A 21,303-nucleotide genomic window follows, 5' to 3' on the forward strand; every position below is an offset into this window, starting at 1 on the left:
GACTTACCGGCGGATCGTCGTACCGAGAGGTGATGTTCTTCCACGAAAACGAACTCCAGTACCCGGTCGAGGTAGAGGAGCCCGACCCGGCGTTCGCGCGGATGCTCCAGCAGGCGATCGGGGGCGTCGAGGGCGAGATCCGGGTGTTCATGCAGTACCTGTTCCAGGGGATGAACCAGCCGCCGGAGAACGAGCGGATGCGAATGTTGCTCTACGAGACGGCGATGGAGGAGCTGGGCCACGTCGAGATGCTCGCGACGGCGGTCGCGAAGAACCTCGAAGGAGCCCCGGTCGGCATGCGCGAGGAGTTCGCCCGGGACGGCGCGGTCAACGCCGCAATGGCTGGCTACCTGCCCCGGCAGTTCCTCTCGGCGGGCTTCGGCGCGATGCCCGAGGACAGCCAGGGCAACCCCTTCAGCACGGACCACGTCTACGCGAGCGGCAACCCCGCGGCCGACCTCTACGCGAACGTGACCGCCGAGGCCACCGGGAGAACGCTCGCGACTCGACTCTACGAGATGACCGACGATCCGGGTATGAAGGACATGCTGTCGTACCTGATCGCCCGCGACACCATGCACCAGAACCAGTGGCTCGCGGCGCTCCAGGACCTCGGGAACCCCGACGACGCGTTCGACCACCTGCCGGTGCCCGACAGCTTCCCGCAGGAGGAGGAGAACCGAGAGTTCAACTACGAGTTCCTCTCGACGACGCGGGAGCCGACCGACGACCCCGAGACGGCGTGGACGACGGGCGAGTCGGTCGACGGAAAGGGCGAGTTCTCCTTCGGTCGTCAACCCGGCGGCGGGAAGCCCGACCTGCCCTCGCCGGACCCGCGGGCGTACAACGAGCCGACGGACTGATCCGACGGCCTGCACCCGTTCGCGCCTTTTTTCGCCGGCCGTAGGCCTATGAGCGTCGCGGCCGAAGGTCGGCGGGATGACGGACGACCTTCGCGTGATCGTCTCGGGCGGGTCGATGGGCGGGCTGTTCACTGCGCTCGCGCTGGGCGAGGCCGGCCACGGGGTCGACGTCTTCGAGCGCGCGGCGGGCGAACTGGAGAGCCGTGGAGCGGGTATCGTCGCCCAGCCTCGGATGTTGCAGTACCTCGAAGAGCGCGGGATCGCGAGCGAGGAGATCACACTCACGACCCAGCGCAGGGAGTACCTGAAGCGCGACGGGAGCGTCCGCGAGGCGCGGAGCGATTCGATGACGTTCACGGGGTGGGACACGCTCTACCGCCGACTTCGAAAGGCGGTCGACGACGAGCGCTACTACGAGGGTCGGGTCGTCGGGTTCGAGCACGAGGACGAGGAGGTCTCGGTGCGGTTCGAGGACGGATCGGAGGGACGAGCGGACCTACTAACTATCGCCGAAGGCGGGCGTTCGGAGACGCGCGAGCAACTCCTCCCGGAGGTCTCCCCGGAGTACGCCGGCTACGTCGCCTGGCGGGGGCTGATCGACGAGCGGGAGCTCTCGGAGAGCCTCGTCGAGCGATTCGAGGGCACCTTCCTCTTTTTCGAGGGCGACTGTCAGTTGATTCTGGGGTATCTGATTCCCGGCCCCGACGGCGGGACGCGGGCGGGAACGCGCCGACTCAACTGGGTCTGGTACGACAACGTGCGCGACGAGGATCGGCTGAACGAGCTTCTGGCCGACTCTCGGGGGGTCGAGCACGACTTCTCGGTCGCGCCCGGCGACCTCCGGGGAGAGGTCGAACGCGGGTTGCGGGCGAGTGCCGAGGAGTTTCCCGACGTCTTCTCCCGGCTGGTCGGGGAAACCGAAAACCCGTTCGTCCAGACGATCTACGACCTCTCCGTACCCGAGATGGCCTTCGATCGGGTCTGCTTGCTGGGCGACGCGGCGTTCGTCGCCCGACCCCACACCGCCGCGGGGACCGCGAAGGCCGCCGCCGACGCGATCGACCTCGGGAGGGCGCTCGACGGGCACGAAAGGGTGGAGTCGGCGTTCGAGAAGTGGGAGGGGAAACGCCTCGCGGCGGGCCGGCAGCTGGTTCGGGAGGGGATCAGGATGGGCGAGAGCTACATGGGCTGATAGGGAGTATCGTAGCCAGCCGGAACCACGGCGCGTCTCGACTGGGTCCGGCGTTCGATGCTCGGAGAGGGGATCGCTGAACGTCTACGATGCTCCCTACGAGTTCGGGTGTGCGTACGGCGGAGACGGCGGCGTTTTTGATCGGCGGGCGAAAAGAGCGGACAATGAGCGACGAGAACCCCTATCTTCGGGAGCCGCCGGAGCAGCTCGCCCCCGTCGACGAACTGAGCGAGGAGGACGCAGAGCGCGAGGCCCGCCGGTTGAGGGAGGCGATCCGACACCACGACCGCCGGTACTACGTCGAGAACGACCCCGTCATCGCGGATCGGACCTACGACACCCTCTTTCAGCGGCTGGTCGACATCGAGGAGTCGTTCGGCCTCCAGACGCCCGACAGCCCCACCCGACGTGTGGGCGGTGAACCGCTCGACGAACTCGAGACGGTCGAACACGTCGCGCCGATGCTCTCGATCCAGCAGAGCGGCGAGGCCCAAGACGTAAGAGAGTTCGCCGACCGGATGGAGCGCGAGGTCGGCGACGTCGAATACACCTGCGAGCCGAAGTTCGACGGGGTGTCGATCGAGGTCGTCTACGAGGGCGGCGTCTTCGAGCGGGCAGTGACCCGTGGCAACGGGCGGGAGGGCGACGACGTGAGCGCAAATGTTAGAACGATCCGCTCGATTCCTCAACGCCTACGCGGGGAGTACCCCGACTTTCTGGCCGTCCGCGGCGAGATCTTCATGCCCCGCGACGCGTTTCAGGAGTACAACCGCGAGCGCGTCGAGCACGGCGACGAGCCCTTCGCGAACCCGCGCAACGCCACCGCGGGGACGATCCGCCAGCTCGACCCCTCGATCACCGCAGAACGCCCGCTCGACTGCTTCTTCTACGACGTTTTGGATGCCAGCCGCGAGTTCGAAACCCAGTGGGAGGAGATCACGACCCTTCCGGAGTTCGGCCTGCAGACCAACGACCGGGCCGAGCGCGTCGCCGACATAGAGGAGGCGATCGAGTACCGCGACGAACTGATCGAGGAGCGCGAATCGCTGAACTACGAGATCGACGGCGTCGTGATCAAGGTCGACGACAGGGCCGCCTGCGAGGAGTTGGGCGCGACCTCCCGGCACTATCGCTGGGCCTTCGCGTACAAATTCCCCGCGCGGGCCGGCGAGACGGCGATCGGGGACGTCGCCCTGCAGGTCGGGCGGACTGGACGGCTCACCCCGGTCGCGCTGCTCGATCCCGTCGATGTCGGCGGCGTCACCGTCTCGCGGGCGAGCCTGCACAACCCCGCGGAGATCAGGGAGAAGAACGTCAACGTCGGCGACGTGGTGCGCGTCGAGCGCGCGGGCGACGTGATCCCCTACGTCGCCGAAGTGGTCGAGAAACGCTCGGAGGGGTTCTTCGAGTTCCCCGAGACCTGCCCGGTCTGTGACAGCGCGATCGAGCGCGACGGCCCGATCGCCTTCTGCACCGGCGGGCTGGCCTGTCCCGCCCAACTGCGGCGGTCGGTGCAGTACTACGCGAGCGATCAGGGACTGGATATCGAGGGGCTGGGCGGCGAGCGGGTCGACGGGCTCGTCGAGGCGGGGCTGATCGGGAGCGTCGCCGACCTCTACCGGCTCGACCGGGAGGCCCTCGTCGAACTGGAGGGCTGGGGGGAGAAAAGCGCCGAGAACCTTCTCTCGGAACTCGAGGCCTCGAAATCCCCGCCGCTCGACGCCTTCCTCGCCGCGATCGGCATTCCCCACGTGGGCCGGGCGACCGCCCGAGAACTCGCCGGCGCCTTCGGCGACCTCGACTCCCTGATGGCGGCGAGCGAGGCCGACCTCGAGGGGGTCGACGAGATCGGCGAGGTCGTCGCGGGGGAGATCCGCGGCTTCTTCGACAGCGAACAGAACAGGCGCGTGATTCGCGAACTCCGCGGGGCGGGCGTCGAACCCGAATCGGTCGACCGGGAGGAGGGCGAGGCGCTCTCGGACCTCACGTTCGTCTTCACCGGCTCGCTCCCCGAGCGGACCCGAAGCGAGGCTCGAGAGGTGATCGAGCGCCACGGCGGGTCGGTCACGGGCAGCGTCTCGGGCAACACCGACTACCTCGTCGTCGGCGAGGGCTCGGGGGCGACCAAGCGCGAGGACGCCGCGGAGAACGACGTACCCGAACTCGATCCGGGGGAGTTCGAGGCGCTGCTCGACGAGCGGGGCGTGTCGACATGAGGGCGGTCCCATGAGCGCCACGCGGATCGCCGTCGCCCTCGGGGCGGGTCTGTCGGCGTTTCTGGTCGTCGGAGCGCTGACGACCGAACTGCTCGCCGGGACGATCGCGTTCTCCGCCCTCGTCGGGCTCCCGGCGGGCGCGCTCGCGGCGTTCGTCGTTTTCGCGTTGGTCTCCGCTCGGTTCGACGGGATCGGCCGGCCGGCGGGGCGGGCCGGCGCCGCCATCGCCGGGTTCGGCTACGCCGTCCTCGCGTACGCGGCGCTCGCGTACGTCGCGGCCGGGATCGCCTTCGACGTTCATCGGGCGGTCGGCCTCGCCGCGGTCGTCGCGGCGGCGATCCACGGCTGGCTGGCCGTTCGGGCGCGAAGCGGGGGCCGACCGAGCTAGAGGTCGGCGTCGCGGAAGGCGAGGTAGCCCAGTAGCGGCGGAACGGCCAGCCACGCGAGGAAGGCGACCGCGACGACCGGGTCCGAGAAGTACGCGGGGAGGGGATCGAGCGCCTGCCCGTACACCTGCCCGGCGAGTCCGCCGCCGAACAGCGAGAGGCGCGCGCCGAGCGCGTCGCTCGTCCAGAGGATCGCCGCCAGCGACTGGTAGGCGTCGACCGGGTTGAGGAGTCGAACGGCGAGCTGGACCCGCACGAGCGTCTCGAACGCCGCGCCGGTGTACTCGTTGAGCAGGTTGACCAGCCCCTCGGCGAAGCTCCCCCAGAACAGCGAGAAGATCACGTAGATGCCGACGTTCCCGAGCATGGCCTGTCGCCGGGTCCCGGCCGCCGCGCTGATCCCGACCGAGAGCGAGACGAACACCACCCCCAGGAGCGCCGACAGCAGCGCGAACGCGAGGTAGTTGCCGGCCTCGAGCGAGACGGGCGTGATCAGGAAGACGACCGCGGCGGCGAGGAAGCCGACGAGCACGGGCAGCACGATCACGGCGCTTCGCCCGACGATCTTCCCCAGGACGACGTCACGGCGCGAGTGCGGCAGCGCGAGCAGCAGCTTCAGCGTGCCCGAATCGCGCTCGCCGGCGACCGAGGCGTACGCGAGCACGATCGCGACGATCGGGATGAGGAAGGCGACGAACGACGCCAGCAGGCTGATGAAGGCGTCCGAGGAGATCTGCTCGCCGGTCTGCTCGACGACGGCCCCGCCGACGCCCTCCGCGAGGAAGTACGCGGGCACGACGAACAGGACGACGAACAGCGCCGAGAGGGCGACGATCCACCACGAGCGGATCGAGTCCTCGAAGTCCTTGCGCGCGACGACCCGCCAGCTCATGCCGCGCCCTCCGTGTAGGCCCGAAAGAGGTCCTCCAGCGAGGCCTCCTCGGTCTCGAAGTCCCGGACCTCCGCGCCCTCCTCCTCGAGGGTGCTCAGGACGGCGGTCTTCGAGCCGTTCTCGACCCCCACCCGGAGGGTCGAGCCGTCCCGTTCGACCCCCGAGACGCCGTCCATCCCGCGGAGTTCGTCGACCGCCCGCGAGGGGAGTTCCCCGACCGTGATCCGCAGCGTCGCGTCGGCCCCGGCGGCCTCCCGGAGCCCGGAGACGCTGTCCTCGGCGACGAGCCGACCCTCGCGGAGGATGCCCACCCGATCACAGACCGCCTCGACCTGCCCGAGGATGTGCGAGGAGAAAAACACCGTCGCGCCGCGATCGACCTCCTCTCGTACTATCTCTCGCATCTCGAGCGCGCCGTTGGGGTCCAGCCCCGTCGAGGGCTCGTCGAGGACGAGCAGGTCGGGGTCGCCCACGAGCGCCATCGCCAGCGCGAGGCGCTGGCGCATCCCCTTCGAGTAGTCGCCGGCCTTGCGATCCGCGGCATCGGCGATTCCCACACGCTCAAGAAGGGCGTCGGGGTCGTCGCCCGCCCCCTTGGAGTCGACGGCGAACGCGACGTGTTTCCGGCCCGTGAGCCGGTCGTAGACGTCGAACCCCTCGGGGAGGACGCCGATGCGCTCGCGGATCCGGAGGCTGTCGGCGTGGGCGTCGTAGCCGAGCACCTCGATGGACCCCCGGGAGGGGTGGACGAAGTCGAGGATCATGTTGATCGTCGTCGACTTGCCCGCGCCGTTGGGCCCGAGGAAGCCGAAGACCTCGCCCTCCCGCACCTCGAGGTCGAGGTCCTCGACCGCGACGACGTCGTCGTAGCGTTTACTCACGCCGTGCAGTTCGATCGCGGCCATGGGCGGGGCTTGCCACAGGTCGGATATAGGTCTTTAGGTCGATCAGATCGACTCGTCGGGGTCGTGGCGCTCGGCCATCCGCTCTGCCTCGCCCGCGTAGCGCTCGGCGTTCGCCTCGTCGATGGGATCGAGCCTCCCGGGGTCGACCTCGACCGCCGCTGTGGCGTCGACGCCGCTCGCGGCCGCGCGCTCGGTGACGAACTGGCCCGATCCGTCAGGAGGGGCGTAGACGAGGCGGATCAGCCCCTTGTCGTCGTACGTGCGCTCGACCAGCCAGCACCGGACGGAGTCTGCCATACCCCCGCTTCGGATCCGCCGGGTTTGTATGCGGCGCTTACTCGCCGCGCACCGGGAACGCGATCTCGACGGTCGCCTTGTACTGGGTGATCTGGCCGTCCTCGACGCTCGCGGTCCAGTCCTCGACCTCGATCCCGCTGATCCCCTCGACCGACTCGTTCGCCCGCTCGATGGCCTCCTTCGCGGCCGCCTCCCAGGACTCCTCGGAGGTGCCGAGCACCTTGATGATCTTGACTGCGGTCATGGGGACCCGATACGACCGACGCGAGCATATAGTTAACCAGATGACTGATTTCGGAGGCGTTTCGCTCAGATGAGGAATCGATAGACGCATTCGGGTGGTGGCCGTAGATCGGGCATGCTCGCGCCGTTGCAGGCGGATCTGCTCGCGCTGGGGCTCGTCTACCTGCTGGTCCCGATAGTCGTCGGCTACTGGACCTACCGCGACGCCGACGGGCGCGGCAGCGAGAAGGCGCTGAACTGGGCGCTGGCGCTGTTCCTGTTCGGCCTGCTGAACCCGCTCGCGCTCGCGGTCGGCGTCGCCCTGTATCTCTCCGTTCGCGGGGAGTTCGAGGTGTCGGCAGGTTCAAGCGATTCGGAGGACTAGTCCGGGTGAATGGACGGGGCCGAACTCAGGGAGCGCGCAGCGACGCTGCCGCACGAGCCGGGGGTCTACCAGTTCCTCGCGGACGGGACGACGCTGTACGTCGGGAAGGCCGTCGACCTGCGCGACCGGGTACGCTCGTACGCCGACCCCAGAGGCGAGCGCATCCGCCGGATGGTACGGGGTGCCGAGGCGATCGACTTCGCGGTGACGGACACCGAGACGCAGGCCCTACTTCTGGAGGCGAACCTGATCAAGCGCCACCAGCCCCGCTACAACGTCCGGCTGAAGGACGACAAGTCCTACCCGCTGGTACAGCTCACGAACCACGAGTTCCCCCGGATCGAGATCACGCGCGACCCGGATCCGGCCGCCACCGCCTTCGGCCCCTTCACGGACAAGGGGGTCGTCGAAGTGGTGGTGAAGGCGCTTCGGGAGGTCTACGGCGTGCGGGGCTGTTCGGACCACAAGTTCTCGGGCAGAGCGCGGCCCTGTCTCGATCACGACATCGGGCTGTGTACCGCGCCCTGTACCGGCGAGATCGGGCGCGAGGCGTATATCGAGGACGTCGAGTCCGTCAAGCGCTTCTTCGCGGGCGAGACCGGCGTGCTGGCCGATCCCCTCAGGCGGCGCATGGAGCGGGCCGCCCAGGAGCAGTCCTTCGAGCGCGCGGCGAGCCTTCGGGATCGGCTGGAGGCGGTCGAGGGCTTTCACGAAGGGCGGGGCGAGGCCGTCCACGACGCGAACGACGCGCGCCGCGTCGACGTCCTCGGGGTGGCGACCGAGGGCGAGCGCGCTGTCGTCGCCCGCCTCCACGCGGAGGGCGGCCAACTGGTCGACCGCGAGCGCCACCACCTCTCGATCCCCGACGCGAGCGACGGCCACGCGGGCGTTCTCGCCGCCTTCGTCGCGCAGTACTACGCCGAGCGCGAGTTGCCCGACGCCCTGTTGGTCCCCGAGGACCCCGCGGACGACGAACTCCGCGAGTGGCTCGAGGGCGAGGGCGTCGACCTCCGGGTGCCCGGCGCGGGCCGCGAGGCCACCCTCGTGGACCTGGCGATCAAGAACGCCCGCCGAAGCGACTACAGCGACGACCCCGTGAGCGCGCTGGCCGAGGCGCTCTCGATGGATCGTCCGGAACGCATCGAGGGGTTCGACGTGAGCCACGCGCAGGGCAGGTCGGTGGTCGGGAGCAACGTGCTGTTCGTCGGCGGCGAGGCCGACACGTCGGGGTACCGCCGGAAGAAACTCGACGAGCGAAACGACGACTACGCCAACATGCGCGCGCTCGTGCGCTGGCGCGCGCTGCGGGCGGTCGAGGGCCGCGACGACCGCCCCGACCCCGATCTCTTACTCGTTGACGGCGGGGAGGGACAACTCGACGCCGCACGCGAGGCGCTTCGCGAGGTCGGCTGGGACGTCCCCGCGATCGGCCTCGCGAAGGCCGAGGAACTCGTCGTAACGCCCGACGGCCCGCTCGACTGGCCCTCGGACGCCACCCATCTCCACCTCCTCCAGCGGGTGCGCGACGAGGCCCACCGCTTCGCGGTCCAGTACCACCAGACGCTCCGGGACGACGTCTCGACCGTCCTCGACGACGTGCCGGGAGTCGGCCCGAAGACGCGGACGGCGCTACTGAGGAGGTTCGGCAGCGTCGAGGGGATCAGGAAGGCCTCCCCGGCGGACCTCCGGAGCGTCGAGGGCGTGGGGGAAAAGACGGCGCGAACGATATCCGAGCGGCTCTAACGGTCGGCGGCCTCGACCATCTCGTAGCCGACGGTCCCCTCGCGCAGCGTCTCGGTGTGGGCCGCCAGTCGGTCGGCGGCGGCCAACAGGAGGACGTCCAGTCCCTTCGTCGCCGCTTCTCGCACTGCTTCAGGGGTGCCGAACCGGATCTCGGGATCGATCTCGGCTACTCGGGCCGCCGCGACCGCCTCGGCGCCCGCGACCGCCACCAGGTCGTGCCCCGTGGCGTAGTCGGCGATCACCCCGGGGTCGGCGGCCGCGCTCCCGCCGTCGACCACCGTCGGGAGCGAGACGATCGTGACCTCGCCCAACTCGTAGTCGAGAACCCCCTGGAAGTCGGTGATCCCGACGTCCCGTCCCTCGGTTGCGCTCGTGACCGCGACGGCCGTCGCACCCCCGTCCTCGCCGGGCGTCGCCCGGAGGACGCCCCCCGCCATCGACAGCGTGACCGGTTCGCCCTCCTCGATCGCGTCGGTCGCGATCGCCGTCTCGACCTCGACCTGGCCGATGACGTCCTCCGCGACGTGGGCCGTAAACGCCCGGAGTTCGTCGGTCCGGGAGATCAGCCAGTCGACGCCCTCCTTGCTCACTTCGTACCGTCCGCGCCCGCCCTTCTCGACGAACCCCTCCTCGACCAGTCCCCCCAGGTAGTCGCTGACCGCCTGGGCGGTGACGCCGATGGCGTCCGCGATCTCCTGTTGGCTGACTGCAGGCTGGCGTTCGGCGATCTGGACGAGGATCTGATAGCGCGTGGCGTCGCGCTTGCTCCGCAGGACGCTCGAAGCGCTCCCCTCGTCGGCGTCGTCCGCCATTGGCTCCCCTCCGGACGCGCCGGACAAGTAGCTTTGTGCTACGGTCGTCCGACGACGGGGTCCGGTCCAGTCGGCTTGGACTGCGCGATCGGGTGGGCGCTCGCTGCCGGGCGACCTCAGAACTCGGCGTCGGGTTCGGGGACGACGCCCTCCTCGTCGGAGAGCGCGTCGAACTCCTCGCGCAGGTCGCGGATCCGGTCGCGGATGTCGGCGGCGAGTTCGAACTCGAGGTTGCTCGCGGCCTCGTTCATCCGCTCCTCGAGGGCCTGGATCCGGGCCTGTGCGGCCTCGGCGTCCTCGGGCGCGTCGCCGGTCACACCCGAAGTGTCGGTCTTACTGCCCGGCAGGTTGGTCTCGCCGACCTCCTTCTCGATGGTCGTCGGCGTGTAGCCGTGTTCCTCGTTGTACTCGCGCTGGATCGCCCGGCGCCGTTGGGTCTCGTCGATGGCCTCGGCCATCGCGTCGGTCGTCTCGTCGGCGTAGAGGACGACCTCGCCCTCGGCGTTTCTCGCGGCCCGCCCCATCGTCTGGATCAGGGTGGTCCGCGAGCGGAGGAACCCCTGCTGGTCGGCGTCGAGGATCGCTACCAAGGAGACCTCGGGGATGTCCAATCCCTCCCGGAGGAGGTTAATACCTACAAGAACGTCGAACTCGCCGAGTCGAAGGCCGCGGATGAGTTCGTGGCGCTCCAAGGTGTCGGTCTCGTCGTGCATGTACTCCACCGCGACGCCCGCGTTCTCGAGGTACTCGGTGAGGTCCTCGGCCATCCGCTTGGTGAGCGTCGTGACGAGCACGCGCTCGTCGCGCTCTGTTCTCCCCCGGATCCGGGCCATCAGGTCGTCGATCTGCTCGTCGGCCGACTGGACCGAGACCGCGGGGTCGACGAGGTGCGTGGGTCTGACGATCTGTTCGACGACCTGGTCGCTCACCTCGCGTTCGTACTCGCCGGGCGTGGCCGAGACGTACAGGCGCTTTCCGACCCGTTCCTCGAACTCCTCGAACGTCAGCGGGCGGTTGTCGTACGCGGTGGGGAGTCGAAAGCCGTTCTCGACCAGCGAGTCCTTGCGCGACTTGTCGCCGGCGTACTGGCCCTTTATTTGAGGAAGGGTCTGGTGGGACTCGTCGATGACGGTCAAAAAGTCCTCGGGGAAGTAGTCCAGCAGGGTGTAGGGGGCGTCGCCGGGGTCGCGATCCGAGAGGTAGACGGAGTAGTTCTCGATGCCCGAGCAGTAGCCCGTCTCGCGCATCATCTCGATGTCGAAGGTGGTGCGCTCCTCGATGCGCTGGGCCGCGAGCATGTCGCCGTTTCGCTCGAAGTAGCGGATCCGCTTCTCCAGATCGTCCTCGATCTCCGAGATGGCCTCTTCCATGCGCTGTTCGGGGATCGAGTAGTGTTCGGCGGGGTGAACGAGGACGGCGGGTTCCTCGCTCTTGAGTTCGCCTTCGAGGGGATCCAGTTTGCTCAACCTATCTATCTCGTCGCCCCAGAACTCCACGCGGACGGCGTAGCGGCCGTACATCGGGAAGACCTCGACGGTGTCGCCGCGAACGCGGAAGGTCCCCTGCGTGAAGTCCACGTCGTTTCGCTCGTAGTTCAGGTCGACCAGACCCTTCAACAACTCGTCGCGGTCGATCCGCTCGCCCTCCTCGAGCCGGAGGCTCATGTCGACGTAGTTGCGCGGATCGCCAAGGCCGTAGATGGCCGATACGGAGGCGACGACGATCACGTCGTCGCGGGTCAGAAGCGACCGGGTGGCGCTGTGTCTCAACCGATCTATCTCGTCGTTGATCGAGGCGTCCTTGTCGATGTAGGTATCGGAGGCCTCGACGTAGGCCTCGGGCTGGTAGTAGTCGTAGTACGAGACGAAGTACTCGACGGCGTTATCCGGGAAGAGATTTCTGAACTCCTCGTACAGTTGGGCGGCGAGCGTCTTGTTGTGGGCGATAACTAAAGTGGGGGTCTGGATCCCTTCGACGGTCCAGCTCACCGTGTTGGTCTTTCCCGAGCCCGTCACACCCAGGAGAGTCTGGCGGTCCATTCCCGACTCGTAGCCCGAGACCAGTTGTTCGATCGCCTCGGGCTGGTCGCCCGCTGGCTCGAAGGGGGCCTCGACGCGGAAGGGCTTCTCGGCCTCCGGCCTGTCGGGCTGGAGCGGGCCCGAACTGGTGTTGCTCATTGAGTGTGCAAGGGTCCGGAGCCACTTGATCCGCTCGCCTGCAGGGTGAAAGTGAACCGTCCCTCTGAACTCGATTACGACCGGCACCGGTCGCCTCAGGGGTAAAACACCTCAACTACGGGACTCACGACGGGGTTAAGCTATGCTATGATGTAACACAGTATATGGGAACGAGATGCACGCTCTGCCGACATCGCTTCCCGGACTACACATTTCAGGAGTGGTGTGAGTGCGGGTGGTGTATGGACGAGAACTGCAAGCGCAATCACGAGCCGTTCTGCCCGGCCCACGGCGAGGACCGCTGGATCGGCACAGTCGAGTTCTGAATCGGTTCAGTGGATCGGTTTCCGGATTCGCCTGCAAGCCGAATCCTCAACGGGGCCACGCGAATAGGCGTGTCCCTGAATGGCATTCGCGCTCGGTACCGGAGTCCTCCTCGCCCTCGCCGTCCTCTCGTTTCTCGGCGGGATCATCGTCTCGACGATCGGTCCCGGCGGGATCCTCATCGTCACCGGCCTGTACCTCCTGACGCCGCTTTCGAGCGCTGAGATTGCGGGCACCTCCAGCTCGACGTTCGTCGTCGGCGCGATGCTCGGTAGCGCCGTCTACGCGCGCTCGGGCGAGATCGACTGGCGGGTCGCGGGCGTCGTGGGCGCCGCGGCCGCCGTCGGCACGTGGCTGGGGGTGCAGGCCAACGCGTACCTCTCGCGGAGGCTCTACGGACTGATTCTGGCCGCGATGCTCGCTGCGGTCGGACTCAACGTCCTCTATCGGGAGTACCGCGACCTCGAACCCCGTATCGAGATCGGGCGCGAGGGCCGGGATCTCCTCGCGTTCGTCGCGATCGGCCTCGTGATCGGCGTTTTTGGAGGACTCCTGGGAATCGGCGGGGCGGCGCTGTCGGCGCCGGCGCTCGTGCTCGTCGGCGTCCCGATGCTCGCGACCATCGCGGTCACGCAGGTCGTCGTCCTCTGTACCGCGCTGTTCACGACCGCGAACTACCTGCTGCTGGACGCGGTCGTCGCGCCGCTGGTCTTCCTGATCACGGCCGCCTATCTGGGGGGCGTCACGCTGGGGTGGTGGCTCGCCCATCGGATCGCGGCCGACCGGCTGAAACTCGCGCTCGGGGTCGTCCTGCTGGGCCTCGCCGCGTCGCTCGTGATCTGATAGGGTTCGTTCGTACTTCTCTCCCGGCAGAGATGCTCCGTCGTCCGTTTCGCCCTGCAGAAACCCGTCTCCGCTGAGGCCGGCTGAAAACGGTTACGAACGACCCTATGAGCGGGACCGAACGAGTCGTAATGACTATGCGACTGACAGCCGCACGACCCCTCGATGAAGGTCACCGACGCGCTCGACGGCGCCCTCTCGACGCTGGTCGAAAAGCCCGCGGCGGTCCTCCCGGCGTACTTCGTCGGCTACGGCGCGGGCACCGTCGCGCGGACGATCCCCCTGCTCGGACTCTTTCTCGCCTACCTCCTCCTGCTCGTCCAGGGGCGACTCGCCCCCCTCGAGGAGGCGCTCGTGGCGACCGACCTCGACGCCCTCGGTGAACCGGGTCCCCAACCGGTCGATCCCGATGCCCTCCCGACCGAACAGTTGGACGAGGCGCTCGCGGGCCTCGTCTCGCCGGGCGTCGTGGCGATCCTGGGCGTCTCGATCCTCTTGGGGCTCGTCGTCTGGCTCCTCGTCGGCGCCGCGTTCCACGCGGGGCAGATCCACACCGTCTACGCCGCCCTCCGGGATCGCCCGCCGGTCGAGGCGGGCGTTTCGGGCGCGATCGGGGATGCGAAGCCGTTCGTCGGCCTCGCGCTGCTGGAGTACGGCCTCTACCTCCTCGTGAGTCTGGTCTACGGCCTCGTGGTGTTCGTCGCGAGCGCGGTCTACGCCGCCGATCCGGGGGTCGGTCTCGTGGTCGCGGTCGGGGCGGCGCTGCTGGCCCCGGTATGGCTGCTCTCGCTTCTCGCCATCGCCGCCGCCTTCGTCTTCGCGCCGCAGGCGGTCGTCGTCGACCGCGTGGGCGCCCTCGACGGGTTCAAACGGAGCGTGGGGTTCGTCCGGCGGCGACCCGCCGCGTTCGTCGTCTACCTCGTCGTCGCGCTCGGCCTCTCGACCGCGGTCGGCGGAGCGGCGGCGCTGCTGGCCGTCCTCGGCGTCTCGCAGGTCGCCGGCCTCCTCACGCTGCTGTTCGTCACGCCGTTTCTCCACCTCCTGAAGACGGGGATCTACGCCGAGGACGGGCGAATCGAGACCCGTCCGTTGCTCTCGGGCGAGGGTCGGGGGGTGCGGACACGTCTCGGGGACGGGTGGGCGGCGGGTACGGGAGCGCTTCGCTCCTTCACGTTCTCGAAGGCGGGACTCGCGCTGACGGGGGCGAGCCTCCTAGTGTTCGGTCTGGGCACCCTCGGGGGGTATCTCGCGGTCGGCGAGTTCGCCGTCGAGATGGGCGATATCGAGGACCCGACGGCGGTCTTCGGCGTGTTCCCGGTCGGCACCTTCGCCATGATCGCCGCGAACAACTGGCTGGTTGCGGTCGGCCAGACGTTCGCCGGCCTCGTGCTCGGCGCCCCGACGGTCGTGAACCTGCTGTTCAACGGCGCGATCGTCGGAATCGTCGCCGGGATCAGCGCCGACCTGCGCGTCGTCGCGGCGCTCGTCGTCCCGCACGCGCTGCTCGAGGTCCCCGCACTCGCGGTCTCGGGCGCGCTCGGCCTCCACCTCGGACGCGCGGGCTGGCGGCGTTTCCGGGGGACGCTCGACGACGCGACGCTCGCGGCGGAGATCCGCTCGGCGTTCTGGGTCCTCGTGGGACTGGCCGCGGTCTTCGTGGTCGCCGCGTTCGTCGAGGCCTTCCTCACCCCCCGGATCGCCGGCTGGCTCCTGTGATTCCAGCCGAAACGGAGGGGTTGTGAACGCCTCACACCCTGATTATCGTGTGAGGTATTCGTCTGGAAAAATCGGTTCGCTGACGGCCAGGGTCCGGTCGTCGCGGTTGTAATCCGTCTTTGCGGCCGATATTCGGGAAAATCGGAGGGTGGAATTCTCGGATAAACGAGGGTGCGTTTCGGGTGGAGCTACGGGACGACGCCGACCGTCAGCAGGGTCCCGTAGGTCCGGTAGCGCTCGACCATTTCGTCCCTGGCCTCCCAGCCGTCGGTCGGGAACTCGCACTCGTCCGGGATCTCGATCTCGCGGTCGGGGATGGCGTCCTGCTCGGCGACGTGAAAGCCCGCCTCCCGGAACGCCTCGCGGTACTCCGCGCGCGACCAGCGGGTCATCTCGACGGCGATGTCCTCCTGCCAGTCGTGGGAGTGGACGTTCTCCTCGTAGTAGTTCACGGCACAGAAGAACGTGCCGCCGGGCCGGAGGATCCGGGCGAGTTCCGAGAGGGTCTGGATGGGATCGCTCGCGTAGTAGAACGCCTCCATCGAGAAGGCGTGGTCCACCGAGTCGGCCGCGAGCGGGAGGGAGTCGAAGTCGCCGATCAGGAAGGAGATAGAGGAATCGTCGGTGTACGAGCGGGCGTTTCGCGCCATCTCGGGCGAGCCGTCGAGCCCGTAGCCCCGGCCCGCGCCCGTGGCCTCGCGAAGCGCCCGGAGCGCGTAGCCGCTGCCGGTCCCGAGGTCGAAGACCGTCTCGCCCTCCTCGACGGGCATGCGCACCAGCGCGTGTTTCGCGGTGTGCCAGTGGCGCTCCTCCATGCCCCGGTCCCGCCCCTCGGCGGCCCACTCGTCGAACTCCTCGCGGACGCTCATACGGGGTGGTCGACCGGCGGCGACAAAACCGGTTCGGAACGCGAAAACGCGAACGGGAAGCGGCGCGAATCAGACGACGAGCGTTGCCAGTCCGAGGAAGACGAAGAAGCCGAGGACGTCCGTCGCGGTCGTGATGAAGATGGTGGCCGAGGTGGCCGGGTCCAGATCGAGGCGGTCCAGCCCGAGCGGGATGACGGCCCCGAAGAAGCCGGCGATGATCAGGTTCAGCACCATCGAGACGCCGATCACCAGCCCCAGAAGCGGGCTCTGGTTGAACACCGAGGCGATGACCGCCACGAGGACGCCCGTGATGAGGCCGTTGGCACCGCCGGCGATCACCTCGTTGAGAACGACGCGCCCGCCGGTCGGCAGCGAGACCTGTTCGAGCGCGATACCGCGGACCGTCACCGCCATCGACTGGGTGCCCGCGTTCCCGCCCATCCCGGCGACGACGGGCATGTACACCGCGAGCAGCGTGAACGCCGCGATGACGTCCTCGAACAGGCCGACGACCGCGGCGGCCAGGAACGCCGTCCCGAGGTTCAGGATGAGCCACTTGTAGCGGCTGCGGATCTTCGCGAGCGGCCCGTCGAGGACGCTCTCCTCCTCGGCGACGCCGGTGAACTCATACAAGGTCTCGCCGGCTTCCTCCTCGATGGCCCGGAGGATGTCGTCGGCGTAGATGACTCCCAGTACGTCGTCGTCCTCGTCGAGGACGGCGACCTTGCTTCCGGGGTTCGAGCGGAACACGTCGAGGACGTCCTCGTCGGGCCTGTCGTACCTGATGGTGGGGATGGGACGGAGGTACTCGGTCACGTACGCCGAGTCGTGGTCGATCAGCGCCAGCGTGTGCCCCGGGAGTTCGCCCAGGAGCCCGTCGTCGCCGACGACGAACACCGTCGGGAAGCGCCCGGTCCGGTCCTCGTAGCGCCGGACGCGCCGGGCGACCGCCTCGAAACCGCTGTCGTGGCCGACGACGACGTAGTCGAGGTGCATCATCCCGGCGGCGCTCTCGGGGCTGAACTCGAGGAGGAACTCGACCTTCTCGCGGCGGTTCTCGTCGAGGCGCCGGAGGACCGCCCCCCGGGTCTCCTCGTCGACCAGTCCGAGGACGTCCGTCGCCTCGTCGGGGTCGAGCCTGCGGACGAACCGCTGGAGCTGGTCGCGGCTCATGTCGTCGACGACCGACTGTTGGACCGTCTCGGGGAGCGTGAAGAACAGCCGGCGCTGCTGGGCGCCCGGGAGGTCCAGGAACCGCGCCGCGGGCGTCGCGGACGTGGCGATCGACTGCTGGACGTCCGGCGGGGAGAGGGACATACGCCGAGGCGGTCTCGCACCCACTAAAACGGTGCTGTTCGGAGCGGAAGCGTCGATCAGATCACGACGCTCGCCACGGCGAAGAGGATCAACACGCCGACGATGTCACAGACGTTGGTGACGATCGGGATGGTGGTGTCGTCGGGGTTGTAGCCCAGCCGGAACGACCCCCACACCGAGAGCACGCTGAGGACGACCACGAGGACCGCGAGCGCCATCCCGCTGACCATCGAGATCGTGAGGACTTCGAGGAATCCCAGACTGCCGTCGAGCACCCGCCCGATCGCCCACGCGGCGATCCCGACCGCGAGGAAGACGGTGGCCGCGAGTCCGAGGATCGCGAGCGTGTTCGCACGGACGTCGGGGTTCGAGGGGTCGAGTTCGAACGTTCCGAGGTGGAGCTGGGTCGACAGGCGCGCGCACATGATCGAGGCGAGGTTGCCCGCGGTGCCGATCTGGACGGGGACGAGGACGAGAAGCGACGGATACGCGAGCAGCGTCTCCTCGAAGGTCTGGAGGACCGACCCCGAGACCATCTGGAGGACCGACAGCGCCGCGAGCAGCGGGAGCATCGTCGTCACGATCGTCCGGGCCGACCACTCCTCGAGAGGGTCGTCGTCCTCCCCGAGCAGGTCCTCGTAGAACCCGTCGAGCCGGTCGCTCATCCCCGAGAGGTCGTCGCCGGTGAGGCTCACACGAACCACCCGACGACCACCACGCCGACCAGCAGGAAGAACACGCCGAAGACGTCGCCCAGCGTCGTCACGAGCGGGCCGACGACGTTGTCGGGGTCGTACCCCCGCCGGTAGCCGACGAGGACGACGCTCACGAGCACCGAGAGCATGAGCAGCGCGCTCAAAAAGCCCGCGACGAGCATGATCCCGAGCAGTTGCAGGAGGCTGCCCCCGCCTCCCGAGAACGCGAGGACGAGGAAGGCCACGCAGGCGATGAACGCCGAGACGGCCATCCCGTTGACGAACGAGGCGACGACCGCGTTCGCGAGGCGTTCGTCGTACTCGAAGCGGGGTTCGATCACGCCCTGGTGGAGGCCGCTCGAGAGGCGCGCGCCCAGCGAGCCGTAGACGCCGCCGCGTGTCGCCAGAAACGCCGGGAGCAACAGGAGCAGCCCGGGAACGCTCTCGATCCCCGCGCGCATCGTCTCGCTCCCGAGGATCGTTCCCGCGAACAGCCCGGCGACGAGGCTGACCAGAACGACCGGAAGCGCGCCGCGATAGACCTCCAGTGCCGTGTCGTGGGACATCGTGTTCGTTCGGTACGACTCGTCGCCGGTAGAAAAGGCGTACGACGGAGAGGGTGAGCGTACTCGACGCGTCGAACGCGCCGAGGGCCTTGCGATCCACGTACGCTTAAGTCGGTTCGTCGGCACCCATCGGTATGGACTACGCGCTGGCGATCGACGGGGCACCCGAGACGGTACCGGGCGGAACCGGCGTCCTCCTGTTGCACCCGAGCACCGGCGAGACCGACCGGATCGACACCGACTTCCTCGCGACCGACACCGACCACTTCCTCGTCATCTCGACCCGGACGACTGCCCGCGAGGTCACCCAGAAACTCGACTACTACGACGTCGACGAGTCGCGTGCGGTGATCCTCGACACCCTCTCGGTCGAGCGGGGCTACTCCCGGCGAAGCGGCGAGAACGTCCACTACGTCTCCGCACCTCACGACTTGGCGGGGATCGTCTCTCAGGCGCGGAACTTCCTCGAATCACACGACGGAAAGCTCCGCATCACAGTCGACTCGGTCACCGAACTCGCCTACTACGCCGACGAGAACGCGGTCTACGAGGCGATGGGCGAACTCATCGACCTGCTCGCGGAGTACGACGCCGTCGGCCTCTTTCACCTCTCGAAGGAGGTCCACGACGAGGAGACCACCCGGAAGTACGTCGACCTGTTCGACGGGACGATCGACCTCGAGGTCGACGGCAGCATCCGCTGTGAGTTCTGACCGCTCGACTCGCTCGTACTGTCGGCTGTAACTCGTTACGTGGGACTCTGCTGCTCCGACCGCTCCCGGCGGCGTCTCGGCCACTCGTTCCCGGCGGGTACGTACAGCCAGTCTCAGACCTCCTCGTCCCGGATCGCCTCGAACGTCTTCTCGGCCCACCGCACCGCGAACGCCGGGCCGTGGTCGCGGTAGGCCCTCGTGTCGAGCGCGTCGAACGGGGCGGGGAGGTCGAGTCCGTGTTTGATCGCGCCACAGGCGAGTTCGGTCGCCTCGGCGAAGTCGAGTTCGTTCGTCGCGACGAGCGTCGGTAGCTCCCCGACCCGACCTTCGAGGCGCTCCCCGGCGTCGACCCACGCGTCGTACAGGGCGGGTTCCCCCTCGCCCCATCCCGCGAAGACCTCGCGGGTGTGGAGCCCGCGCCACCCCGCGTAGAGGGCCGTGGCGACCTGGTAGGTGGCGTTCGGACCGAGCGAGGTCGCCCGCGCGAGGGCGGGATACTCCTCGCCGAAGAAGTCCAGGAAGCCCTCAGGGAGGTCGAGACCGATCTCGACGAGCGCCTCCGCGATCAGGAACTCGACGAACCCCTCGGGGACGCCCTCGACCCGTGCTTTGACGAGACAGAGCGGCGGCGCCGTCTGGGCCGTCCACGCGACGCTCCCGGCCCCGGGTAGCCCGACGACGAGGTCCGATCCGGCGTACCGCCGGAGGATCGCGGGGGCGTCCTCTGGGACCCACTCGTCGGGGTGGCTCGTCGGCGTGACGTCCTCGACCAGAAGCGCCAGTTCGTCGAGCGCCTCCGGAGGGAGGGTCTCGAAGTCGCCCTCGCAGTCGAGGACGAGCGTCCCCGGGGCGCGTTCCTCGCGCACGCGCGAAAGCGGGGGCGAGAGCGCACGCTCCTCGAACATCAGACGAGGAGCGTGTAGTACGCGACCAGCACGAACGATACCGCCGCCGAGACGGCGACCGTTCCCACGACGATCTTCGTAGCTTGGCTCATACCGAGTGGGTCGTCACCCTCGCGTATAAAGGGTGAGCATCCGATTCTCCCGAACTCCGAGGCGAGTACACCCCTCCTTCGAGTGGAACGAACCCCCGGTTTCGACGTTCGTCAGTGATTCTAGACGTGTTGCAGGCGAAACGAAGGGGTCGTCGCTCGATCGGGACTCGGCGTGCTGATAGGGATCATCGTAGAAGTTCATGGATTTTCTCACTCGGAACCATGGGACTGGGTCGGACGATTGGCCACAGGAGTTTTCGATTGGCTACGATGATCCCTATCAGTTCTCGGGGCCGCGCCGGAACGACTCGGGCACCTCGATGACGTACCGGCCGTTCTCCTGGAGGGCGATAATGAACTCCTCGCGCTTGTAGAGCTCCATCAGGTTGAGTTCGTACTGGCCGTGATCCACGATCCGGATACTCTCGAACTGGTCGTTCAACTCCTCGCGCAGTTGGGCGAGGTCGGTCGGTTCGTCGGGGGCGGGTTCGGATGCGGGTTCGCTCGCCGCCTCCGACAGTTCGTCGGCGTCGACCATCGAGGAGCGGGCGTCGGCCTGCGCGCTGTCCTCGCGGTCGGCCCCGACGGTCGGTTCGTCGGGTTCGTGGAGCTCTTCGGGTTCGGCCGCCGGCTCGGCCGGCTCGGGCGGCGACCGGGCCGGGGAGCGGTCGGCGCCCTCGGGGAGGAACTGGAACTTGTTGCCGCCACACTCCGGACAGCCCGAGAGCATCTCCTTCGAGCCGTCCGCGAAGGTGTGGCCGCACTCGGTACACTGGTGGGGCACGGTTATCGTCGGGAGACGAGCGCGCTGATGAGCGTCTCGTCCTTGTGGAGGGTCTCGATCTGGTTGGCCGGTCCGATGACGGTGAGCTTCTTGGTCGAGCCCTTGCCCATCAGCCGACCCAGGAAGCCGCCGTTGCTGGTCTGGGACTGGGGGTAGGTCTCGATCTCGATGCCGTTGAACCCGTCGGGGTTGATCTCGCTCATCGTGACCTCGATCAGTTTCGACTCCTCCTCGGGCGAGAGGCCCTCCTCGAGGATGACGATGTTGCCCTCGTGGACGCCGTCGAGGATCATCCGGATCTTCTCCATGCTCGTGAGCGCGTCCATGCGCTCGCCGCTGATGAGGTCGATCTGCACCCCGTTGCCGTCCGAACCGGTTATCTCTGGCAT

At 68.2% G+C, this 21,303-nt stretch carries 24 protein-coding genes; 10 read left to right on the forward strand and 14 right to left on the reverse strand.

Going from position 1 to position 21,303, the window contains the following annotated elements; all coding sequences use genetic code 11:
- Positions 1-32: 32 nt before the first annotated feature.
- The 4 genes from QRT08_RS13005 (at position 33) to QRT08_RS13020 (ending at position 4,659) form a co-directional block, all read left to right on the forward strand.
- Positions 33-863: a manganese catalase family protein gene (locus QRT08_RS13005; RefSeq protein ID WP_286046393.1), complete on the forward strand. Its 831-nt coding sequence runs from the start codon at positions 33-35 to the stop codon at positions 861-863.
- A gap of 76 nt (positions 864-939) precedes the next feature.
- Positions 940-2,055 carry an FAD binding domain-containing protein gene (locus QRT08_RS13010; RefSeq protein ID WP_286046394.1) on the forward strand — a complete coding sequence of 372 codons (1,116 nt, stop codon included), beginning with the start codon at positions 940-942 and terminating at the stop codon, positions 2,053-2,055.
- Between the two features lie 164 nt (positions 2,056-2,219).
- On the forward strand, positions 2,220-4,271 hold the full coding sequence (gene ligA, locus QRT08_RS13015) for an NAD-dependent DNA ligase LigA (protein WP_286046395.1): 2,052 nt from the start codon (positions 2,220-2,222) through the stop codon (positions 4,269-4,271).
- Positions 4,272-4,281: 10 nt separating this feature from the next.
- On the forward strand, positions 4,282-4,659 hold the full coding sequence (locus tag QRT08_RS13020) for a DUF8147 domain-containing protein (protein ID WP_286046396.1): 378 nt from the start codon (positions 4,282-4,284) through the stop codon (positions 4,657-4,659).
- Here QRT08_RS13020 and QRT08_RS13025 read toward each other — a convergent pair.
- The 4 genes from QRT08_RS13025 to QRT08_RS13040 are packed head-to-tail and all read right to left on the reverse strand — an operon-like array spanning position 4,656 to position 6,995.
- Positions 4,656-5,549 carry an ABC transporter permease gene (locus QRT08_RS13025; RefSeq protein WP_286046397.1) on the reverse strand — a complete coding sequence of 298 codons (894 nt, stop codon included), beginning with the start codon at positions 5,547-5,549 and terminating at the stop codon, positions 4,656-4,658. The two genes, QRT08_RS13020 and QRT08_RS13025, sit on opposite strands and share 4 nt — an antisense overlap.
- Positions 5,546-6,454, reverse strand: coding sequence for an ABC transporter ATP-binding protein (locus tag QRT08_RS13030; protein ID WP_286046398.1), 909 nt, complete (start codon positions 6,452-6,454; stop codon positions 5,546-5,548). Before QRT08_RS13030 ends, QRT08_RS13025 begins: the two co-directional genes overlap by 4 nt.
- A 42-nt stretch (positions 6,455-6,496) precedes the next feature.
- Entirely contained in the window at positions 6,497-6,751 is a 255-nt protein-coding gene (locus QRT08_RS13035) for a DUF7967 family protein (protein WP_286046399.1), read from the reverse strand.
- Positions 6,752-6,788: 37 nt separating this feature from the next.
- Positions 6,789-6,995 (reverse strand): dodecin family protein, encoded by a 207-nt coding sequence (locus QRT08_RS13040; protein WP_286046400.1) that lies wholly within the window; start codon positions 6,993-6,995, stop codon positions 6,789-6,791.
- 114 nt (positions 6,996-7,109) lie between these two features.
- On the opposite strand from QRT08_RS13040, the gene QRT08_RS13045 reads away from it, so the two are divergent.
- Complete coding sequence (locus QRT08_RS13045; protein ID WP_286046401.1) at positions 7,110-7,358, forward strand: hypothetical protein; 249 nt, start codon at positions 7,110-7,112, stop codon at positions 7,356-7,358.
- Positions 7,359-7,367: 9 nt separating this feature from the next.
- Entirely contained in the window at positions 7,368-9,101 is a 1,734-nt protein-coding gene (locus QRT08_RS13050; RefSeq protein ID WP_286046402.1) for an excinuclease ABC subunit C, read from the forward strand.
- Here QRT08_RS13050 and QRT08_RS13055 read toward each other — a convergent pair.
- Together QRT08_RS13055 and uvrB are read right to left on the reverse strand one after the other, a co-directional pair.
- Positions 9,098-9,913 (reverse strand): DUF7839 domain-containing protein, encoded by an 816-nt coding sequence (locus QRT08_RS13055; RefSeq protein ID WP_286046403.1) that lies wholly within the window; start codon positions 9,911-9,913, stop codon positions 9,098-9,100. The two genes, QRT08_RS13050 and QRT08_RS13055, sit on opposite strands and share 4 nt — an antisense overlap.
- A gap of 116 nt (positions 9,914-10,029) precedes the next feature.
- Positions 10,030-12,090, reverse strand: coding sequence for an excinuclease ABC subunit UvrB (uvrB, locus tag QRT08_RS13060; protein ID WP_286046404.1), 2,061 nt, complete (start codon positions 12,088-12,090; stop codon positions 10,030-10,032).
- Positions 12,091-12,254: 164 nt separating this feature from the next.
- On the opposite strand from uvrB, the gene QRT08_RS13065 reads away from it, so the two are divergent.
- From QRT08_RS13065 to QRT08_RS13075, 3 genes are all read left to right on the forward strand, one after another.
- The gene (locus QRT08_RS13065) at positions 12,255-12,416 is read left to right on the forward strand and encodes a hypothetical protein (protein ID WP_286046405.1); all 162 of its coding nucleotides are present in this window, start codon (positions 12,255-12,257) and stop codon (positions 12,414-12,416) included.
- Positions 12,417-12,495: 79 nt separating this feature from the next.
- Positions 12,496-13,257, forward strand: a complete 762-nt coding sequence (locus tag QRT08_RS13070) for a sulfite exporter TauE/SafE family protein (RefSeq protein ID WP_286046406.1) — start codon at positions 12,496-12,498, stop codon at positions 13,255-13,257.
- Positions 13,258-13,422: 165 nt separating this feature from the next.
- Positions 13,423-14,973: a stage II sporulation protein M gene (locus QRT08_RS13075; protein ID WP_286046407.1), complete on the forward strand. Its 1,551-nt coding sequence runs from the start codon at positions 13,423-13,425 to the stop codon at positions 14,971-14,973.
- Positions 14,974-15,161: 188 nt separating this feature from the next.
- Here QRT08_RS13075 and QRT08_RS13080 read toward each other — a convergent pair whose 3' ends face one another.
- The 4 genes from QRT08_RS13080 to QRT08_RS13095 all read right to left on the reverse strand — a co-directional run bounded on the left by QRT08_RS13080 (position 15,162) and on the right by QRT08_RS13095 (position 18,420).
- Positions 15,162-15,842: a class I SAM-dependent methyltransferase gene (locus QRT08_RS13080; protein ID WP_286046408.1), complete on the reverse strand. Its 681-nt coding sequence runs from the start codon at positions 15,840-15,842 to the stop codon at positions 15,162-15,164.
- A gap of 69 nt (positions 15,843-15,911) precedes the next feature.
- Positions 15,912-17,159 carry a magnesium transporter gene (locus QRT08_RS13085; protein WP_286046409.1) on the reverse strand — a complete coding sequence of 416 codons (1,248 nt, stop codon included), beginning with the start codon at positions 17,157-17,159 and terminating at the stop codon, positions 15,912-15,914.
- A gap of 56 nt (positions 17,160-17,215) precedes the next feature.
- Positions 17,216-17,824 (reverse strand): magnesium transporter, encoded by a 609-nt coding sequence (locus QRT08_RS13090; RefSeq protein WP_303650344.1) that lies wholly within the window; start codon positions 17,822-17,824, stop codon positions 17,216-17,218.
- 26 nt (positions 17,825-17,850) lie between these two features.
- Positions 17,851-18,420, reverse strand: coding sequence for a magnesium transporter (locus QRT08_RS13095; protein WP_286046411.1), 570 nt, complete (start codon positions 18,418-18,420; stop codon positions 17,851-17,853).
- Between the two features lie 134 nt (positions 18,421-18,554).
- On the opposite strand from QRT08_RS13095, the gene QRT08_RS13100 reads away from it, so the two are divergent.
- On the forward strand, positions 18,555-19,133 hold the full coding sequence (locus QRT08_RS13100; RefSeq protein WP_286046412.1) for a DUF7090 family protein: 579 nt from the start codon (positions 18,555-18,557) through the stop codon (positions 19,131-19,133).
- 113 nt (positions 19,134-19,246) lie between these two features.
- Here QRT08_RS13100 and QRT08_RS13105 read toward each other — a convergent pair whose 3' ends face one another.
- From QRT08_RS13105 to QRT08_RS13120, 4 genes are all read right to left on the reverse strand, one after another.
- Positions 19,247-20,038: a DUF7089 family protein gene (locus tag QRT08_RS13105; protein WP_286046413.1), complete on the reverse strand. Its 792-nt coding sequence runs from the start codon at positions 20,036-20,038 to the stop codon at positions 19,247-19,249.
- Positions 20,038-20,130, reverse strand: coding sequence for an adenosine deaminase (locus QRT08_RS13110; RefSeq protein WP_286046414.1), 93 nt, complete (start codon positions 20,128-20,130; stop codon positions 20,038-20,040). The genes QRT08_RS13105 and QRT08_RS13110 overlap by 1 nt, the downstream gene beginning before the upstream one ends.
- A gap of 280 nt (positions 20,131-20,410) precedes the next feature.
- Positions 20,411-20,914 (reverse strand): Zn-ribbon domain-containing protein, encoded by a 504-nt coding sequence (locus QRT08_RS13115; RefSeq protein ID WP_286046415.1) that lies wholly within the window; start codon positions 20,912-20,914, stop codon positions 20,411-20,413.
- A gap of 2 nt (positions 20,915-20,916) precedes the next feature.
- Entirely contained in the window at positions 20,917-21,303 is a 387-nt protein-coding gene (locus QRT08_RS13120) for a DUF2073 domain-containing protein (protein WP_286046416.1), read from the reverse strand.

The organism is Halalkalicoccus sp. NIPERK01 (genome assembly GCF_030287405.1).
GTDB lineage: Archaea > Halobacteriota > Halobacteria > Halobacteriales > Halalkalicoccaceae > Halalkalicoccus.

What these genes read in the sequence shown, in the direction of transcription:
- QRT08_RS13005 (WP_286046393.1), top strand. Translation starts at nt 33, where the DNA reads ATGTTCTTCCACGAAAACGAACTCCAGTACCCGGTCGAGGTAGAGGAG.
- QRT08_RS13065 (WP_286046405.1), top strand. Translation starts at nt 12,255, where the DNA reads ATGGGAACGAGATGCACGCTCTGCCGACATCGCTTCCCGGACTACACA.
- QRT08_RS13045 (WP_286046401.1), top strand. Translation starts at nt 7,110, where the DNA reads ATGCTCGCGCCGTTGCAGGCGGATCTGCTCGCGCTGGGGCTCGTCTAC.
- QRT08_RS13075 (WP_286046407.1), top strand. Translation starts at nt 13,423, where the DNA reads ATGAAGGTCACCGACGCGCTCGACGGCGCCCTCTCGACGCTGGTCGAA.
- QRT08_RS13100 (WP_286046412.1), top strand. Translation starts at nt 18,555, where the DNA reads ATGGACTACGCGCTGGCGATCGACGGGGCACCCGAGACGGTACCGGGC.
- QRT08_RS13070 (WP_286046406.1), top strand. Translation starts at nt 12,496, where the DNA reads ATGGCATTCGCGCTCGGTACCGGAGTCCTCCTCGCCCTCGCCGTCCTC.
- QRT08_RS13095 (WP_286046411.1), bottom strand. Translation starts at nt 18,420, where the DNA reads ATGTCCCACGACACGGCACTGGAGGTCTATCGCGGCGCGCTTCCGGTC.
- QRT08_RS13085 (WP_286046409.1), bottom strand. Translation starts at nt 17,159, where the DNA reads ATGTCCCTCTCCCCGCCGGACGTCCAGCAGTCGATCGCCACGTCCGCG.
- QRT08_RS13080 (WP_286046408.1), bottom strand. Translation starts at nt 15,842, where the DNA reads ATGAGCGTCCGCGAGGAGTTCGACGAGTGGGCCGCCGAGGGGCGGGAC.
- QRT08_RS13120 (WP_286046416.1), bottom strand. Translation starts at nt 21,303, where the DNA reads ATGCCAGAGATAACCGGTTCGGACGGCAACGGGGTGCAGATCGACCTC.
- QRT08_RS13105 (WP_286046413.1), bottom strand. Translation starts at nt 20,038, where the DNA reads ATGTTCGAGGAGCGTGCGCTCTCGCCCCCGCTTTCGCGCGTGCGCGAG.
- QRT08_RS13020 (WP_286046396.1), top strand. Translation starts at nt 4,282, where the DNA reads ATGAGCGCCACGCGGATCGCCGTCGCCCTCGGGGCGGGTCTGTCGGCG.
- QRT08_RS13110 (WP_286046414.1), bottom strand. Translation starts at nt 20,130, where the DNA reads ATGAGCCAAGCTACGAAGATCGTCGTGGGAACGGTCGCCGTCTCGGCG.
- QRT08_RS13050 (WP_286046402.1), top strand. Translation starts at nt 7,368, where the DNA reads ATGGACGGGGCCGAACTCAGGGAGCGCGCAGCGACGCTGCCGCACGAG.
- ligA (WP_286046395.1), top strand. Translation starts at nt 2,220, where the DNA reads ATGAGCGACGAGAACCCCTATCTTCGGGAGCCGCCGGAGCAGCTCGCC.
- QRT08_RS13010 (WP_286046394.1), top strand. Translation starts at nt 940, where the DNA reads ATGACGGACGACCTTCGCGTGATCGTCTCGGGCGGGTCGATGGGCGGG.
- QRT08_RS13030 (WP_286046398.1), bottom strand. Translation starts at nt 6,454, where the DNA reads ATGGCCGCGATCGAACTGCACGGCGTGAGTAAACGCTACGACGACGTC.
- QRT08_RS13035 (WP_286046399.1), bottom strand. Translation starts at nt 6,751, where the DNA reads ATGGCAGACTCCGTCCGGTGCTGGCTGGTCGAGCGCACGTACGACGAC.
- QRT08_RS13040 (WP_286046400.1), bottom strand. Translation starts at nt 6,995, where the DNA reads ATGACCGCAGTCAAGATCATCAAGGTGCTCGGCACCTCCGAGGAGTCC.
- QRT08_RS13055 (WP_286046403.1), bottom strand. Translation starts at nt 9,913, where the DNA reads ATGGCGGACGACGCCGACGAGGGGAGCGCTTCGAGCGTCCTGCGGAGC.
- QRT08_RS13090 (WP_303650344.1), bottom strand. Translation starts at nt 17,824, where the DNA reads ATGAGCGACCGGCTCGACGGGTTCTACGAGGACCTGCTCGGGGAGGAC.
- uvrB (WP_286046404.1), bottom strand. Translation starts at nt 12,090, where the DNA reads ATGAGCAACACCAGTTCGGGCCCGCTCCAGCCCGACAGGCCGGAGGCC.
- QRT08_RS13025 (WP_286046397.1), bottom strand. Translation starts at nt 5,549, where the DNA reads ATGAGCTGGCGGGTCGTCGCGCGCAAGGACTTCGAGGACTCGATCCGC.